17 protein-coding genes are annotated in these 16,683 nt (G+C 70.2%); 15 read left to right on the top strand and 2 right to left on the bottom strand.

What is annotated here, in order from left to right:
* The first annotated feature begins 60 nt into the window (after window positions 1–60).
* Window positions 61–1,572 carry a glycoside hydrolase family protein gene (locus FB471_RS30180; RefSeq protein ID WP_142003161.1) on the top strand — a complete coding sequence of 504 codons (1,512 nt, stop codon included), beginning with the start codon at window positions 61–63 and terminating at the stop codon, window positions 1,570–1,572.
* Here the strand turns inward: FB471_RS30180 and FB471_RS30175 are convergent.
* Window positions 1,542–1,985 carry a B-4DMT family transporter gene (locus FB471_RS30175; RefSeq protein WP_211358291.1) on the bottom strand — a complete coding sequence of 148 codons (444 nt, stop codon included), beginning with the start codon at window positions 1,983–1,985 and terminating at the stop codon, window positions 1,542–1,544. The two genes, FB471_RS30180 and FB471_RS30175, sit on opposite strands and share 31 nt — an antisense overlap.
* A gap of 69 nt (window positions 1,986–2,054) precedes the next feature.
* Between FB471_RS30175 and FB471_RS30170 the strand changes: the two genes are divergently transcribed.
* From FB471_RS30170 to nusB, 3 genes are read left to right on the top strand one after another with little or no spacing between them, the layout of a single operon-like run.
* Entirely contained in the window at window positions 2,055–3,152 is a 1,098-nt protein-coding gene (locus FB471_RS30170) for a M24 family metallopeptidase (RefSeq protein ID WP_142003159.1), read from the top strand.
* 31 nt (window positions 3,153–3,183) lie between these two features.
* Window positions 3,184–3,747: an elongation factor P gene (efp, locus tag FB471_RS30165; RefSeq protein ID WP_142003157.1), complete on the top strand. Its 564-nt coding sequence runs from the start codon at window positions 3,184–3,186 to the stop codon at window positions 3,745–3,747.
* Window positions 3,734–4,207: a transcription antitermination factor NusB gene (gene nusB, locus FB471_RS30160; protein ID WP_425457121.1), complete on the top strand. Its 474-nt coding sequence runs from the start codon at window positions 3,734–3,736 to the stop codon at window positions 4,205–4,207. The genes efp and nusB overlap by 14 nt, the downstream gene beginning before the upstream one ends.
* 109 nt (window positions 4,208–4,316) lie before the next feature.
* On the opposite strand, the gene bldD is transcribed toward nusB, so the two are convergent.
* A complete protein-coding gene (gene bldD, locus FB471_RS30155; protein WP_003096372.1) occupies window positions 4,317–4,805 on the bottom strand; it encodes a transcriptional regulator BldD in 489 nt (162 codons plus the stop codon).
* Between the two features lie 257 nt (window positions 4,806–5,062).
* On the opposite strand from bldD, the gene pyrR reads away from it, so the two are divergent.
* From pyrR to gmk, 11 genes are all read left to right on the top strand, one after another.
* A complete protein-coding gene (gene pyrR / locus FB471_RS30150; protein ID WP_142003154.1) occupies window positions 5,063–5,665 on the top strand; it encodes a bifunctional pyr operon transcriptional regulator/uracil phosphoribosyltransferase PyrR in 603 nt (200 codons plus the stop codon).
* Window positions 5,662–6,594: an aspartate carbamoyltransferase catalytic subunit gene (locus FB471_RS30145; RefSeq protein WP_142003152.1), complete on the top strand. Its 933-nt coding sequence runs from the start codon at window positions 5,662–5,664 to the stop codon at window positions 6,592–6,594. Before pyrR ends, FB471_RS30145 begins: the two co-directional genes overlap by 4 nt.
* A 101-nt stretch (window positions 6,595–6,695) precedes the next feature.
* A complete protein-coding gene (locus FB471_RS30140) occupies window positions 6,696–7,979 on the top strand; it encodes a dihydroorotase (RefSeq protein ID WP_142003150.1) in 1,284 nt (427 codons plus the stop codon).
* The gene (locus FB471_RS30135) at window positions 7,979–8,488 is read left to right on the top strand and encodes a PH-like domain-containing protein (protein ID WP_142003148.1); all 510 of its coding nucleotides are present in this window, start codon (window positions 7,979–7,981) and stop codon (window positions 8,486–8,488) included. The genes FB471_RS30140 and FB471_RS30135 overlap by 1 nt, the downstream gene beginning before the upstream one ends.
* A complete protein-coding gene (gene carA / locus FB471_RS30130) occupies window positions 8,485–9,618 on the top strand; it encodes a glutamine-hydrolyzing carbamoyl-phosphate synthase small subunit (protein ID WP_142003146.1) in 1,134 nt (377 codons plus the stop codon). Before FB471_RS30135 ends, carA begins: the two co-directional genes overlap by 4 nt.
* Window positions 9,605–10,810, top strand: coding sequence for an AAA family ATPase (locus tag FB471_RS30125; RefSeq protein WP_211358290.1), 1,206 nt, complete (start codon window positions 9,605–9,607; stop codon window positions 10,808–10,810). Before carA ends, FB471_RS30125 begins: the two co-directional genes overlap by 14 nt.
* Window positions 10,811–10,833: 23 nt before the next feature.
* Window positions 10,834–11,448 (top strand): DUF4276 family protein, encoded by a 615-nt coding sequence (locus tag FB471_RS30120; protein WP_246076797.1) that lies wholly within the window; start codon window positions 10,834–10,836, stop codon window positions 11,446–11,448.
* Complete coding sequence (carB, locus tag FB471_RS30115; RefSeq protein WP_142003141.1) at window positions 11,432–14,749, top strand: carbamoyl-phosphate synthase large subunit; 3,318 nt, start codon at window positions 11,432–11,434, stop codon at window positions 14,747–14,749. The genes FB471_RS30120 and carB overlap by 17 nt, the downstream gene beginning before the upstream one ends.
* Window positions 14,746–15,555, top strand: a complete 810-nt coding sequence (gene pyrF, locus FB471_RS30110; protein ID WP_142003139.1) for an orotidine-5'-phosphate decarboxylase — start codon at window positions 14,746–14,748, stop codon at window positions 15,553–15,555. Before carB ends, pyrF begins: the two co-directional genes overlap by 4 nt.
* 146 nt (window positions 15,556–15,701) lie before the next feature.
* Window positions 15,702–16,019 (top strand): integration host factor, actinobacterial type, encoded by a 318-nt coding sequence (gene mihF, locus FB471_RS30105; RefSeq protein WP_005437476.1) that lies wholly within the window; start codon window positions 15,702–15,704, stop codon window positions 16,017–16,019.
* Window positions 16,016–16,678 (top strand): guanylate kinase, encoded by a 663-nt coding sequence (gene gmk / locus FB471_RS30100; RefSeq protein ID WP_142003137.1) that lies wholly within the window; start codon window positions 16,016–16,018, stop codon window positions 16,676–16,678. The genes mihF and gmk overlap by 4 nt, the downstream gene beginning before the upstream one ends.
* The last annotated feature ends 5 nt before the right edge of the window (window positions 16,679–16,683 follow it).

Below are 16,683 nucleotides of genomic sequence, written 5' to 3'. Positions count from 1 at the left end.
TGTTCTCAGGTCTCGACGCGGTCGAGCGCGAGGGGGAGCGGACGGAGGTCCACGGTCGGTATGCGTACAGCCCGTTGTCGTAGCAGCGCGGTCGCCGCGGCCCTGATCGCCGCCACGGGCGTCCTCGCCGGCTGCACCACGAGCAACGCGCTGCCCCAGGCCGACGGTGGGGACCAGCCGATCGCGGGCGGGGCCGAGCCCGAGCCGCCACCGCCGCGGGACCTCCCGCTCGAGGTCGACAACGTGCGGCAGAGCGACAGGGTGGTGGCCGCGGGCGCCGCCGACGCGGTCTACAACTACGGCCCCTCGGCGATGCTCGACGGTGGCCGCGTCCGCATGTGGTGGTGCAGCCAGTACGGCAGCGCGCCGCCCCCCGGCGACGACATCCTTTACGCCGAGGCGCCGGGAGCCAGTGGACCGTTCACCGGGCCCGGCGGTGGCGCGCCGAAAGCCGTGCTGTCCGGCGACCCCGGCGGGTTCGACGGCGTGCACACGTGCGATCCCTCGGTGCTCAGGGTCGACGGCACGTACTACCTGTACTACACCGGAGCCGCGGGTGATCACGCGCTCGGCAACTCGATCGGTCTCGCGGTGAGCCACGACGGGACCAATTTCACCCGCTCTGCGCGGCAGCCGATCCTGCGGCCCGCGCACGACGAGCGCAGGGACAACATCTACGGCGCGGGCCAGCCGGCCGCCGTCCACCTGGACGGCTGGTTCTACCTGATGTTCACCGACACCACCGGCGAGGCCGCGGGCTGGAACGGCGCAGGGCAGTTCGTCGTGCGATCCGAGGACCCGGCCTTCGGCGGCGGTGTCGAGGCGCTGGGCCCGCGGGGCTTCGTCCCGGTGGGCGACACCGGGAGCCCGCGGAGGCGGTCCCTCGTCGACGCGTTCAGCGCGGATCTGATGTGGGTGGACGCGCTCTCCGCCTTCGCCATCGCGCACGAGACCGACGCCGGCACGACGATCACCTTCTGGAACCGGGAGTTCACCGCGAACCCGTACCAGCCGGTGGTGATACCCGGCCCGTGGAAGGAAGGGCCCGGCCTGGTGCGCCGGCCGGACGGTCACGCGCCGGTTTCCGCGACCGACCCGTGCGGCCGGGTGCCGTTCGATGTCATCCGCGCCACCACGATCGGGGGCGCGGACGCACCCACCAACCTGCGGCACTTCGGCATCGACGCGCACGGGGTGGACGCCTGCGCGGACCGGGAGCGGGCGCTGGCCGTACTGGACGGGACCGCGATGCCCTCGCCGGTACGCACGATGGACCTGGTGACCGGCGGCACCGTGGTCCGGGTGGACCGGCGCTCGGTGGCCGCCGCGCTCGCCGAGCGGGTGCTCGACCGCAGGCTGCCGGAGCTGGAAGGGCTCCCGGCCACCGCCCGGCTGCGCCCCGGGGCGAAGGCGGTGAACGCGCCCGAGTCCGGGATGGGGCTGGTACTCGACGACGGCAGGTTGTGGCCGATCCGTTCCCCGGAGGCCGCGGAGCTGAACGACTCCGCGGTCCGGCCGATCACCGAGCGCCAGTGGGTCGCCTACCCGGCGGGCTCGGCCCTGGAGAACTGATCGGACTCCTCCCCGGCCCGTCCCGAGCCGCCGATCCGGCTGCCCACGAACAGCCCCAGGCCGGCCGGCACCAGCACCAGCAGCGCGGTGAACGCGGCGCCGCCGGTCAGCGCGCTGCCGAGCGCGTTCAGCCCGGTCTGGTCGACGAGGAGGCTCCTGCCGAGGACGGTGAGCAGCCCGGAGACCGGGCCGGAGACCAGCGCCGCGATGAACCAGACCCGGCTGCGGTCGTCCAGTCCCAGCCAGGCGTCGATGGCACTCCACAGCGCCGCCGCGCCGACCAGCAGGGCCAGCACCACGGCGGTGATCACTGTCAGGTCGGTCGGCTGGTACACCGTGACCTTGGCGAGCGCGACCGCGGCGACGGCATGCAGCACGGCCATACCGAGTCCGCGAACAATCCAGGACCGCATCCGCCTACTGTAACCGGGCGCCGGTCCCGCGGGGGAACGTTCCTGACCCACCGACATTAGGGTGGCGGGGTGCCGGAAACACATGCTCGCCGCCGCGCCACCCTGCGCGCCATGCTGACCGAAGCCGACCTGAACGCCCTGCTGGTCACCGACCTGACGAACATCCGCTACCTGACCGGGTTCACCGGTTCCAACGCCGCGTTGCTGCTGCACGCCGAGGGCGAGGCCGGGACGGTGTTCTGTACCGACGGGAGGTACGCCACCCAGGCCGAGACCGAGGTCCCCGATCTCGAGCACGTGCTGCAACGGGCCAGCGCGGCCGCACTGGCCGGCCGGGCGGGGGAGCGGCCCGCCCGTTACCGCCGGACCGGGTTCGAAAGCCAGCACGTGAGTGTCGACGCCTTCGACGCGCTGGACGACCTGGCGAAAGGGGTCGAGCTGGCCCGCGCGCCCGGGCTCACCGAGAAGCTGCGGATGGTCAAGGACGAGGACGAGGTCGCCCGGCTGCGGGAGGCCTGCGCCGTCGCCGACCGGGCGCTGGCGGACCTGGTCGCGGCAGGCGGGCTGCGGCCCGGCCGGACCGAGCTGGAGGTCGCCAGGGACCTGGAGAACCGGATGCTGGACCACGGCGCCGCGGGCGCCGCCTTCGAGTCCATCGTCGCGGCCGGAGCCCATTCGGCGGTCCCGCACCATCGGCCCACCGGCAGCACGCTGGCCACCGGTGACCTCGTCAAGCTCGACTTCGGCGCCGTGGTCGAGGGCTACCACTCGGATATGACCAGGACCTTCGCGCTCGGCGAACCGGCCGCATGGCAGCGGGACCTGTACGACCTGGTGCACCAGGCACAGGCCACCGGGTGCGGCGCCGCCCGCCCGGGTGCCGAGGTGTCCGGGGTGGACCGGACGGTCCGGGACGTGATCACTGAGGCGGGGCACGGTGACGAGTTCGCGCACGGCCTCGGGCACGGCGTGGGACTGCAGGTTCACGAGGCGCCCAGCCTGGCGGCCACGGGCATCGGTACACTGTCCGCCGGTATGGCGGTCACCGTCGAGCCTGGCGTCTACCTCGCCGGTCGCGGTGGCGTGCGCATCGAGGACACGCTCGTCGTGCGGGACGGTACTCCCGAGATCCTCACCCTGAGCACCAAAGAACTCGTGGTCGTCTAGACCGCGCCCGACAGCAGGAGAGCACACACCCGTGGCCACCACCAACGACCTGAAGAACGGCATGGTCCTCAACCTCGACGGCCAGCTCTGGTCCGTCGTGAACTTCCAGCACGTGAAGCCGGGCAAGGGCGGTGCGTTCGTGCGTACGACGCTCAAGAACGTGCTGTCCGGAAAGGTCGTGGACAAGACGTTCAACGCAGGCACCAAGGTCGACACCGCGAACGTGGACCGGCGGGAGATGACCTACCTCTACCAGGACGGCGTCGATTACGTCTTCATGGACGGCGACACCTTCGACCAGCTCACCGTGCCCGGCGAGACGGTCGGTGGGGCGGCCAAGTACATGCTGGAGAACAACACCGCCACCGTGGCCACCCACGACGGTGTTCCGCTCTACGTGGAACTGCCCGCCTCGGTGGAGCTGGTCATCCAGCACACCGACCCCGGCATCCAGGGCGACCGGTCGACCGGCGGCACCAAGCCGGCCCAGGTGGAGACCGGGGCCGAGGTCCAGGTTCCGTTGTTCCTCTCCACCGGCGAGAAGATCAAGGTCGACACCAGGGACGGCCGGTATCTCGGCCGTGTCTCCGGCTGAGGCCGTGGTGAGTCCCGGGCGAACACCCACTCGCGGCGGCGGCACCAGCCGCCGCGCCTCGCGCAGGCGCGCCGTGGAGATCCTGTACGAGGCCGCCCAGCGGTCCGTCGACGCCGTCACCCTGCTGTCCGACCGGGTCGGTTCCACCGACGCCGAGGTGGTCAGCGACTACACGATCACCTTGGTCGAGGGCGTGACGGTGCGGCGGGAGCGGATCGACGAACTGCTCGAGGAACACGCGCAGGGCTGGAGCCTCGACCGTATGCCGGTGGTCGACCTCGCCGTGTTGCGGGTAGGGGTGTACGAGCTGCTGTGGGCGGCCGATGTGCCGGACCCGGTGGCGATCGACGAGGCGGTCGGCGTCGCCAAGGAACTCTCCACGGACGACTCGCCGCGTTTCGTCAACGGCGTGCTCGGCCGGATCGGCAGCATCGCCGACCGGTTGCGGGCCGTGCTGTAGCGCTCGCGCACGACCCGGGAATTCGTCGGCGGCTTCCCCGCAGGACGAGAAGTCGCCGACGAATTCCCAGCACGCGGCCCCTGCGAAGGGCCGGTCCTCGTGCGGGGACTCAGTCCTCCTTCGAGGGCCGGGCCTCCGGTGGAAGCACACCCCAGTCGATCAGTTGTTCGGTAAGCTCGCCCGGGGTCATGTCGTAGATGATCGCCAGCGAACGCAGGTCCTCGGTGCGAATCGAGAGCACCTTGCCGTTGTAGTCGCCGCGTTGGCTCTGGATCGTCGCGGCATACCGGGCGAGCGGACCGACCTTCTCGGCAGGCAGTTGCTGGAGCCGCTCCAGGTTGATGACGATCTTGGTGGCCGGCTCGGCTCCGGACGGCACCCGTCCTTCGGGCAGCAACTCGACGACGGGTACCCCGTAGAAGTCGGCCAGTTCGGCCAGCTTCTGCACGGTCACCGCGCGATCGCCACGTTCGTAGGAGCCGACGACGACCGCCTTCCAGCGCCCACCGGACTTCTGTTCGACTCCGTGCAGGGACAAGCCCTGCTGCTGGCGGATCCCGCGGAGCTTGGCCCCGAGCGCCTTGGCGTAATCGCCCATCTGGTGGTTCTCCGTTTCCTCGCCCCGTTCGGTCGGACGGACCGAACGGGCACTCCTTGAGTCGAATACTCAGAGTAATGGTTACTCGTTGTCGTCACCAGGTCAAGCAGATCATTGGCTGAGGTGGTTCCCGGCACGTCCGCACCACCCGGAAGGCTGAGGTCGGTGCCCTGCTACTGTCAGTTCGATCCCCAGATCAACGGGGGGATCGACGTCCTTTAAGGACCCGTCCGGCGAGGCGGGGAAGGAGGTCCACCGTGGCGCCACGTCCACGTGGCGCGGCGGAACCGGGTGATGAGCGGGAGCTGCTCTCGTCCGGCGACGTCGCGCGCACCATCGCTCGAATGGCCCATCAGGTCATCGAGAAGACCGCTTTGGGTGCGGCTCCAGCGGCTCCACCCGTGTTGCTCGGCATCCCGACCAGGGGAGCGCCGCTTGCCCACCGGCTCGCCGAGCGGGTCACCGAGTTCTCCGGGGTCGAGGTACCCGCGGGTGCGATCGACGTCACGCTGTACCGGGACGACCTGCGCCGCAGGCCGACCCGGCCGCTGGAGCAGACACAGCTGCCGGAGTCCGGGATCGACGACCGCGTGGTCGTGCTGGTGGACGACGTGCTGTACTCCGGGCGGACCATTCGCGCCGCCCTGGACGCCCTGCGTGAACACGGCCGGCCGCGCTCGGTACAGCTCGCCGTGCTGGTCGATCGCGGCCATCGTGAGCTGCCGATCCGTGCCGACTACGTGGGCAAGAACGTGCCCACCTCGCGGGCCGAGGACATCGCGGTCCTGCTGACCGAGGTGGATGAGCGGGACGCGGTGCTGCTGCGGACCCGCGAGACGGGGGCGGAGGAGCAACGGTGAGGCACCTGCTCGCGACGGACGGGCTGGCGGCCGACCAGGCCACCGCGGTGCTGGACACCGCCGACGAGCTCAAACGAACCCTGCTCGGCCGCGAGGTACGCAAGCTGCCCACGCTGCGCGGGCGGACCGTGATCACGATGTTCTACGAGAACTCCACCCGCACCAGGGTCTCCTTCGAGCTCGCCGGCAAGTGGATGAGTGCCGACGTGATCAATGTCTCGGCCGGTGGGTCCTCGGTCGGCAAGGGTGAGTCGCTGCGCGACACCGCGCTGACGCTGTCCGCGGCCGGTGCGGACTGCGTGATCATCCGGCACCCGGCCTCGGGCGCGGCCCACCGGCTGTCCGGCTGGCTGGCCGAGACGCCGACGGCCGTGGTGAACGCGGGTGACGGCACGCACGAGCACCCGACGCAGGCCCTGCTGGACGCCGCCACGCTGCGGGAACGCCTCGGTGAGCTGGCCGGGCGCCGGGTCGGCATCGTCGGGGACGTCCTGCACAGCAGGGTCGCCCGGTCCAACGTGCACCTGCTGGCCACACTGGGCGCCGAGGTGGTGCTGGTCGCCCCGCCCACCCTGCTGCCGCCCGGGGCCGAGTCCCTTCCGGTCACCGTGGCGCATCACCTGGACGCCGAGCTGCCCGCGCTGGACGCGGTGATGATGCTGCGGGTGCAGACCGAACGCATGCACGGGGGGTTCTTCCCCTCGGCGCGGGAGTACTCCATCGCCTACGGGCTGAACGAGGCGCGGCTGCGGCTGCTGCCCGAGCACGCCGTGGTGCTGCATCCGGGTCCCATGCTGCGCGGGATGGAGATCGCGCCGGCCGTGGCCGACGCGCCCCAGTCCGCGATCATCGAACAGGTCCGCAACGGCGTGCACGTCCGGATGGCCGTGCTGTACCACCTGCTGGCCGGAGAGGGAGAGGCCGCGTGAACGACCAGGAGAGTGCCCTGAACGCCACTATCGGGACGTCCAGCGTTGCGAACGGCACTTCTGAGACGTCTGACGTCGCGAACGCCACGTTCAGGGCACCGGTGCTGATTGAGGGAGCACGGCCGTACGGCGAGGGGGAGCCCGTCGACCTGCTGGTCGTGGACGGGGTGATCGCGGAGATCGGTGACCTGGACGCGCCGGAGGGGGTCGAGGTGATCCGGGCACGGGGTCAGGTGCTGCTGCCCGGATTCGTCGACCTGCACACCCACCTGCGGGAACCGGGCAGGGAGGACGCCGAGACCATCGCCAGTGGCTCGGCCGCGGCCGCGCTCGGCGGCTACACCGCGGTGTTCGCCATGGCCAACACCAGCCCGGTCGCGGACAACCAGGTGATCGTGGAGCACGTGTGGCGGCGTGGCCGTGAGGTCGGGCTGGTCGACGTGCACCCGGTGGGCGCGGTGACGGTCGGGCTGGCCGGGGAGAAGCTGGCCGAGCTGGGCACGATGGCGGGCTCGGCGGCCGGGGTGCGGATGTTCTCCGACGACGGGCACTGCGTGGCCGACCCGCTGATCATGCGCAGAGCGCTGGAGTACTCGACCGCGCTGAACGTGGTGATCGCCCAGCATGCCGAGGAGCCCGCGCTCACCGCCGGTGCGCAGGCGCACGAGGGCGAGCGGGCGGCCCGGCTGGGCTACTCCGGCTGGCCTGCCTCGGCCGAGGAGGCGATCGTGGCGCGAGACTGCCTGCTCGCCGAGTACGCGAAGGCGCGCCTGCACGTGTGTCACGTGTCCAGCGCCGGCACGGTGGACGTGCTGGAGTGGGCGAAACCGCGTGCGGACGGCCGGGTCTCCGCCGAGGTCACCCCGCATCACCTTGTGCTCACCGACGAGCGGCTGGCCACCTACGATCCGATCAACAAGGTCAACCCGCCGCTGCGCACGGACGCCGACGTCGAGCGGATGCGCGGCGCGCTGGCCGAGGGCGTGATCGACTGCGTGGCCACCGACCACGCGCCGCACCCCGCGCAGGACAAGGACTGCGAGTGGGCGGTGGCCAAACCGGGCATGCTCGGCCTGCAGACCGCGCTGTCGATCGTGGTGCGGACCATGGTCGAACCCGGCCTGCTGGACTGGCGCGGCGTCGCCAGGGTGATGAGCGAGCGGCCGGCGGAGATCGCCGGTCTCCCGGACCAGGGCAGGCCGATCGAGCCGGGCGAGCCGGCGAACCTGGTGCTGGTGGACCCGGAAGCCGAATGGACGGTGCGCGGCGCCGAGTTGGCCAGCATCGCGGCCAACACCCCGTACGAGGGCATGCGGTTACCCGCCGCCGTGACCGCGACGTTGCTGCGCGGGCGGATCACGGCCGGAGCAGGGAGGAAACACTGATGGATCGGTTACTGCTGACCCTGCTGGTGGTGGCGTTCTTCGGGCTGTGCGTCCTCGGCATGTGGCGCGGGTGGCGACGCCAGGCACGTGCGCAGAGTGTCGAGTTCGCCCCCTTCCCCGAGGTGCCCGCCGATCCGGGAACACCGGTACTGCCCGCGATGCGCGGGGTCTACGTCTGCTCGACCAGGGCGGGTCACTGGCAGCAGCGGATCGTGACCAGGGGTGCGGGGGTGCGCAGCGCGGCGACGCTGTGCCTGTACCCCGAAGGGGTCGAGGTGCGGCGCGAGGGCGCACCGGAGTTCTGGATCCCGCGGGAGTCGGTTGTCGACGCGAAGCTCGCCAGGGGTATGGCGGGCAAGGTGCTGGGCACCGACAGCCTGCTGGTGATCACCTGGCGGCTGGCGGGCACGGACATCGACACCGGGTTCCGCGGTGACGGGACCGATAGCTATCCACAATGGATCGACGCACTGGGTGCGGGCACTGTTGAGAAAGGATCGCAGGAATGACGGCGACACGGGTGCCGGCGGCGTTGGCGCTGGAGGACGGCCGCGTGTTTCGCGGTGTCGGGTACGGCGCGCAGGGCCGCACGCTCGGCGAGGTGGTGTTCTGCACCGGGATGACCGGGTACCAGGAGACCCTCACCGACCCCTCCTACCACCGGCAGATCGTCGTGCAGACCGCTCCGCAGATCGGCAACACCGGGTGGAACGACGAGGACGACGAATCGGCCCGTATCTGGGCGTCCGGTTACGTGGTGCGCGACCCGGCACGTGCGCCGTCCAACTGGCGTTGCAGCCGCACGCTGGACGCGGAGCTGCGCGCGCAGGGCATCGTCGGGATCTCCGAGGTGGACACCCGCACGTTGACCAGGCATATCCGCGAGCACGGCGCGATGCGCGCGGGTGTGTTCTCCGGCGAGGCCATCGGGTCGGACGAGGAGATGACCGCGGCGGTACTGGAAAGCCCCTCGATGAAGGGGGCCGATCTGGCAGGCGAGGTGAGCACCCCGCGGCCCTACGTGGTGCCCGCGCAGGGGCAGCGGCGGTTCCGGGTGGCCGCGCTCGACCTGGGGATCAAGTCCAACACCCCACGCCTGCTGACCCGCCGGGGCATCGAGGTGCACGTGCTGCCGATGTCCTCCGGCCTGGAGGACCTGCTGGCGGTGGAGCCGGACGGGGTGTTCCTCTCCAACGGTCCCGGCGACCCGGAGACCCAGACCCATGCCATCGCGCTCACCCGGGCGGTGCTGGAGCGGGGGCTGCCGCTGTTCGGCATCTGCTTCGGCAACCAGATTCTCGGCCGCGCGCTGGGGCTGGGCACCTACAAGATGCGTTACGGCCACCGGGGGATCAACATCCCGGTGATCGACGTGGCCACCGGGCGGGTGGCGATCACCGCGCAGAACCACGGGTTCGCGCTGGAAGGCGAGGCGGGGCAACGCTTCGACTCGCCCTTCGGCGCGGCCACGATCAGCCACTACTGCCCGAACGACGGCACGGTGGAAGGCCTGCGCTGCGCCGAGGTACCCGCGTTCTCCGTGCAGTACCACCCGGAGGCCGCGGCGGGCCCGCACGACGCTGAGCCCCTTTTCGACGAGTTCGTGAGTCTGATGGAGGTGCACCATGATGGCCGCTAGAGGTGGGTCGAAACCGGCCATCGAGCGCCTCCACATCCGGAATTACCGGGTGCTGCGTGATGTCACCTTCGAGAAGCTCACCCCGTTGACCGTCTTGTTCGGCCCGAACGGCAGCGGCAAGTCGACGGTGTTCGACGTGTTTGCGTTCCTGCATGAGGCGTTCACCACCAACCTGCGACGGGCATGGGACGCGCGCAACAGGATGGCGGAAATCCGCAGTCGGGGGATGGACGGGCCGGTCGAGTTCGAGCTGAAGTACCGGGACCCGGCGAGTGGCCGGCTGATCACGTACCAACTGGCAATCGACGAGGACAGTGGCTCACCAACGGTGGTGGGGGAGTTGCTTCGCTGGACCGTCAATCCGGGGCAGGGACGCCCGACCGAGATCCTGAACTTCTCGCGCGGTGAAGGCGCGGTGTATGACGAGCAGGTTGCGGCGAAGGTGTCGGAGCGCCTCGACAGCCCGGATCTTCTCGCGGTCAGCAGCCTCGGCCAGCTCAGTCGCTATCCCCAGGTCGCCGCGTTGCGGCGGTTCATCACGGGCTGGTACCTGTCGTACCTGAACATCGATCAGGTACGACAGCAGCCGATGTCCGGTCCGCAGGAGAAGTTGTCCGTCATCGGCGACAACCTGGCGAACGTGATCCAGTACCTCGGTGAGCGGCATCCGGAACGTCTTGAGACAATTTTCGAGGTTCTCGGGCAGCGGGTGCCAAGCCTGGAACGCGTCGACCCGGAACAGATGCCTGACGGCAGGCTCCTGCTCCGGCTCAAGGACCGGCCGTTCGATAAGCCGGTACTCGCCCAGTTCATCTCCGACGGAACGCTGAAGCTGCTGGCTTACCTGACGGTGCTCTACGATCCCGACCCAGCGCCGATCGTCGGGATAGAAGAGCCAGAGAACCAACTTCACCCCAAACTGCTGTACAGCCTCGCTGAAGAAGCGAGAGCGGCGGCCGGCCGGAGCCAGATGCTGGTCACGACCCATTCACCATACTTCGCCGATGCGTTGCGGCCGGAGGAGTTGTGGGCTCTCTACCGGGCCGACGACGGATTCACCCGTAGCGTCCGTGCCTCGGGGATCCAGCCTCTGGTGGCCATGGCGGATGCCGGAGGCACGCTGGGGAGCCTGTGGATGGAGGGGTATTTCGACGTCGCGGACCCGCTCACCCGTTCCGGGCGGCCGGCGTGAGTGGCCCGGCTACCGTCGAGATCTTGGTCGAGGAGCCGTCGGCCGGGAAAGTTCTGGAGATTCTGGTTCCGCGGATCGCACCAGAACTTCGCTTCGCTGTTCGGGAGTTCCAAGGTAAAACCATGCTGATGAAGGAGTTGCCTCGACGGCTGAAAGGTTACGCCGTTCGTATGGCTTGGGAAGACCTCAAGGTGGTCGTACTCGTTGATCGTGACGAGGAGGACTGTCTCGCTCTCAAGTCACAGTTGGATCGGTACGCGGCCGACGCGGGTCTCAGCACGCCGAATACTGCCCGGCGTGGCTTCCAGGTCCTGAACCGCATCGTGGTCGAGGAGCTGGAGGCTTGGTACTTTGGTGATGTGCCCGCGCTGTGTCGCGCCTATCCGAGGTTGCCAGCGAGTTTGGGACAGCAGAGCCGCTATCGTGATCCGGACGCGATATCCGGAGGAACCTGGGAAATGCTGGAACAGGTGCTCCGGAAGTCCGGCTACCACAAAGCCGGCCTCCGCAAACTGCGGGCCGCGCTGGATATCGCCCCGCACATGAATGTTGAGTCCAACCGTTCGAGGAGCTTCGAGGTTTTCCGAGACGGGCTTCGTCGTTTGGCTGATGAGGATAGGCATGCCGAAAAGAACTGACATCGAGCACGTGCTCGTCATCGGGTCCGGCCCGATCGTGATCGGCCAGGCCGCGGAGTTCGACTACTCGGGCACCCAGGCCTGCCGGGTGCTGCGGGCCGAGGGCATGCGGGTGAGCCTGGTCAACTCCAACCCGGCGACGATCATGACCGACCCGGAGTTCGCCGACGCCACCTACGTGGAACCGGTCACCCCGGAGTTCGTGGAGAAGGTGATCGCGACCGAGCGGCCGGACGCGCTGCTGGCCACGCTGGGCGGGCAGACCGCGCTGAACGCCGCGGTGGCGCTGCACGAGCAGGGGGTGCTGGAGAAGTACGGCGTGGAGCTGATCGGCGCGGACGTCGACGCCATCCAGCGCGGCGAGGACCGGCAGAAGTTCAAGGACATCGTGCGCACGGTCGGTGCCGGGGTGCCGCGCAGCGCCGTGTGCCACTCCATGGGCGAGGTACGCGCGACCGTGGCCGAGCTGGGACTGCCGGTGGTGATCCGGCCCTCGTTCACCATGGGTGGGCTCGGCTCCGGCATGGCGCACACGCAGGAGGAGCTGGAGCGCATGGCCTCGCTCGGGCTGGAGGAGAGCCCGGTCACCGAGGTGTTGATCGAGGAGAGCGTGCTCGGCTGGAAGGAGTACGAGCTCGAGCTGATGCGCGACCGGCACGACAACGTGGTGGTGGTCTGCTCGATCGAGAACGTGGACGCGATGGGGGTGCACACCGGTGACTCGGTGACCGTGGCGCCGGCGATGACCCTGACCGACCGGGAGTACCAGCACATGCGCGATGTGGGGATCGCCGTGCTGCGCGAGGTCGGCGTGGACACCGGCGGCTGCAACATCCAGTTCGCGGTCAACCCGGTGGACGGCCGGATGGTCGTGATCGAGATGAACCCGCGGGTGTCCCGGTCCTCGGCGCTGGCCTCCAAGGCCACCGGCTTCCCGATCGCCAAGATCGCCGCGAGGCTGGCCATCGGCTACACCCTGGACGAGATCCGCAACGACATCACCGGCGAGACCCCCGCGTCCTTCGAACCGACCCTGGACTACGTGGTGGTCAAGGTGCCCCGGTTCGCCTTCGAGAAGTTCCCCGGCGCGGACCCGACGCTGACCACGACGATGAAGAGCGTCGGCGAGGCGATGTCCATCGGCCGCAGCTTCGCCGAGGCACTGGGGAAGGCGATGCGCTCGATCGAGACCAAGGCGACCGGCTTCTGGACCGCGCCCGATCCCGACGGTGCCACGCTGGAGTCCACGCTGGAGGACCTGCGCACGCCGCGGGAGGGCAGGCTGTACGCGGTGGAGCGGGCCCTGCGGCTGGGCGCGACCGTGGCGCAGGTCCATGCCGCCAGCGGGATCGATCCCTGGTTCATCGATCAGGTCGGGCTGATCGGCGAGGTCGGCGAGCAGGTGCGCAGCGCCCCGGTGCTGGACGCGACCCTGCTGCGGCGGGCCAAGCGCACCGGGCTTTCCGACCGCCAGCTCGCGGTGCTGCGCCCCGAGTTGGCCGGCGAGGACGGGGTGCGCTCGCTGCGGCACCGGCTCGGCGTGCGGCCGGTGTTCAAGACCGTGGACACCTGCGCGGCCGAGTTCGCCGCGCGCACCCCGTACCACTACTCGGGGTACGAGTCCGATCCGGCCGCGGAGTCGGAGGTGGCGCCGCAGCCGGAGCGGCCGAAGGTGCTGATCCTCGGCTCCGGACCGAACCGGATCGGCCAGGGCATCGAGTTCGACTACTCCTGCGTGCACGCCGCGATCGCGCTGCGCGAGGCCGGGTTCGAGACGGTGATGGTCAACTGCAACCCGGAGACCGTCTCCACCGACTACGACACCTCCGACCGGCTCTACTTCGAACCGCTGACCTTCGAGGACGTGCTGGAGGTGGTGCACGCCGAGCAGACGTCCGGCACGGTCGCGGGCGTGATCGTGCAGTTGGGCGGGCAGACCCCGCTCGGGCTGGCCCAGCGGCTCGCGGACGCCGGGGTGCCGATCGTGGGCACCCCGCCGGAGGCCATCCACCTCGCCGAGGAGCGCGGCGCCTTCGGCACGGTGCTGGTGAACGCGGGCCTGCCCGCGCCGAGGTACGGCATGGCGACCTCGTTCGGGGGCGCCAAGCGGATCGCCGACGAGATCGGCTATCCGGTGCTGGTCCGCCCCTCTTACGTGCTCGGCGGGCGCGGCATGGAGATCGTGTACGACGAGGACCACCTCGAGGGCTACATCCAGCGCGCCACCGAGGTCTCTCCTGAGCACCCGGTGCTGGTGGACCGCTTCCTCGACGACGCGATCGAGATCGACGTGGACGCGCTCTACGACGGCGAGCAGCTCTACCTCGGCGGCGTGATGGAGCACATCGAGGAGGCCGGAATCCACTCCGGGGACTCCTCCTGCGCCCTGCCGCCGATCACCCTCGGCCAGACCGACCTGGAGGCCGTGCGCGGCTCCACCGAGGCGATCGCCAAGGGAGTCGGGGTGCGTGGCCTGCTGAACGTGCAGTACGCCCTCAAGGACGACGTGCTCTACGTGCTGGAAGCCAACCCGAGGGCCTCGCGCACCGTCCCGTTCGTCTCCAAGGCCACCGCGGTGCCGCTGGCCAAGGCCGCCTCGTTGATCATGACCGGCTCGTCCATCCGGGACCTGCGGGCCGCCGGGGTACTGCCGGCCGAGGGCGACGGGGGCCTGCTGCCCCCGGACTCACCGGTGTCGGTGAAGGAAGCGGTGCTGCCCTTCCACCGGTTCCGCACCCCGGAGGGGCACGGGGTGGACTCGCTGCTCGGTCCGGAGATGAAGTCCACCGGCGAGGTGATGGGGGTGGACGTCTCCTTCGGCAAGGCCTACGCCAAGTCGCAGGCCGGGGCCTACGGCTCCCTACCGACCAGCGGCACGGTGTTCGTCTCGGTCGCCAACCGGGACAAGCGTTCGCTGATCTTCCCGGTGAAGCGGCTCGCGGACCTCGGATTCCGGGTGCTGGCGACGGCCGGCACCGCGGAGGTGCTGCGCCGCAACGGCATCCCCTGCGCCGGCGTGCGCAAGCACTACGAGGGCAGCGCCGAGGGCGAGCCGAACATCGTCGAGCTCATCCTGGCCGGCGAGGTCGACATGGTGATCAACACGCCGTACGGCAACAGCGGGCCACGGGTGGACGGCTACGAGATCCGCACCGCCGCGGTGTCCAGGGACATCCCCTGCGTCACCACCATCCAGGGTGCGGCGGCGGCCGTGCACGGTATCGAGGAGCTGATCAGGGGCGATATCGGCGTACGCTCCCTGCAGCAGCTGCAGTCCGCGCTGCGGGCCACCCGGTCGTGAGCGGCCGGTTCGGCGCGCGGCTGGCCGAGGCGGTGGCCGCACGCGGGGCGCTGTGCGCGGGGGTGGACCCCCATCCCGGGCTGCTGGCGGCCTGGGGCCTGCCTGCCGACCCCGGCGGCCTGGAGCGGTTCGCGCTGACCGCCACCGAGGTGCTGGCCGAGCGGGTGGCGGTGGTCAAACCGCAGTCGGCCTTCTTCGAGGCGTACGGCGCGCGGGGGATCGCGGTACTGGAGCGGGTGGTGGCATCGGCCCGGCAGGGCGGCGCACTGGTGCTGCTGGACGTCAAACGTGGCGACATCGGCTCCACCATGGCCGCCTACGCGGCGGCCTACCTCGCCGAGGGGACGCTGGGGGCCGATGCGGTCACGGTGTCGCCCTACCTCGGCTTCGAGGCGCTGACGCCCGCGCTGGAGGCAGGCAAGGGAGCGTTCGTGCTGGCGCGTACCTCCAACCCGGAGGGCGCCGCGGTGCAGACCGCGCGGCTGGCCGACGGCCGCACGGTGGCCCAGTCGATCGTGGACGCCGCGGCGGAGCGCAACGCGGACGCCGCCCCGCTGGGCGATGTGGGCGTCGTCGTGGGTGCCACGGTGGATCCGGCCGAACTGGACCTCAGCCGGCTGCACGGCCCCGTCCTGGCTCCCGGATTCGGTGCCCAGGGCGCCACCGTGGCCGACCTGCGCCGGGTCTTCGGTCCCGGCCTGCCAGGAGTGCTGCCCGCCTCGTCCAGGGAGATCCTGCGGCACGGGCCTGATCCGGTCGCGCTGCGTGAAGCCGTACGGCGTACGCAAGCAATTCTGGAAACTTGAGCAGCCGGATGGCGGATTCCGCTCGGCCGACCGCAATAGCAGGCTGTCTGTTCGGCGCTGACCGGCCACCCCGCATTGTGGCCCGTACGCAGGGATCGGTACGGTCGCGACACCCACCCAGAATTTGAGTACTACCGGAGGAAAACGTGGCACTTCCCCAGCTCACCGAGGAACAGCGTGCTGCGGCGCTGGAGAAGGCCGCTGCCGCCCGTCGCGCCCGCGCGGAGCTCAAGGAGCGACTCAAGCGGGGCGGCACGACCCTTGCCGATGTCCTCAAGCAGGCTGACGAGGACGAGGTCCTCGGCAAGATGAAGGTGTCTGCCCTGCTCGAGGCTCTTCCCGGCGTCGGCAAGGTGCGCGCGCAGCAGACCATGGAGCGTCTCGAGATCGCCACCAGCCGCCGCCTGCGCGGCCTCGGCGACCGGCAGCGGAAGGCGCTGCTCGCCGAGTTCAGCGGCGAGTGAGCGACGCACGAATCGGCGCCACAGGGCACCAGGGTGAGCCGGTGGCCGGGAAACAGTCCCGGCACCGGCTCACCGTCGTGTCGGGCCCCTCCGGCGTCGGCAAGTCCAGCGTCGTGGGCGAGCTGCGCCGGCTGAACCCGGAGATCTACTTCAGCGTCTCGGTGACCACCCGCGCACCCCGCCCCGGCGAGGTGGACGGGCGGCACTACCACTTCGTCGACCGGGCGCGGTTCCAGGAGATGGCCGCCCGCGGCGACCTGCTCGAACATGCCGAGTTCGCGGGGAACCGCTACGGCACCCCGCGAGCCCCGGTGGAGGAGGCCCTGCGGGCCGGGCGGCCCGCGGTGCTGGAGATCGAGCTGCAGGGCGCCCGCCAGGTTCGCGCGGCCATGCCGGACGCGCGGCTGGTGATGCTGGTGCCGCCGTCCTGGGGCGAGCTGGTCGGCAGGCTGACCGGCCGGGGCACCGAGCAGGACGATGCGGTGCGTGCCCGGCTCGTCGAGGCCGAGCGTGAGCTGGCCGCGGCGGGGGAGTTCGACACCACGGTGGTGAACGCCGACGTGCGGGTGGCCGCACGGGAGTTGCTAGACTTGATGACCGGCGAAGATTTCCAGACTGTGGACGTCGTCGACAGCGACGACGATTCCGAACAGTCGTGACCATT

The sequence above is a fragment of the Amycolatopsis cihanbeyliensis genome, assembly GCF_006715045.1.
Lineage (GTDB): Bacteria > Actinomycetota > Actinomycetes > Mycobacteriales > Pseudonocardiaceae > Amycolatopsis > Amycolatopsis cihanbeyliensis.
Note: the sequence above shows the minus strand (reverse complement) of the source record. Positions and strands in the feature narration are given on the sequence as shown.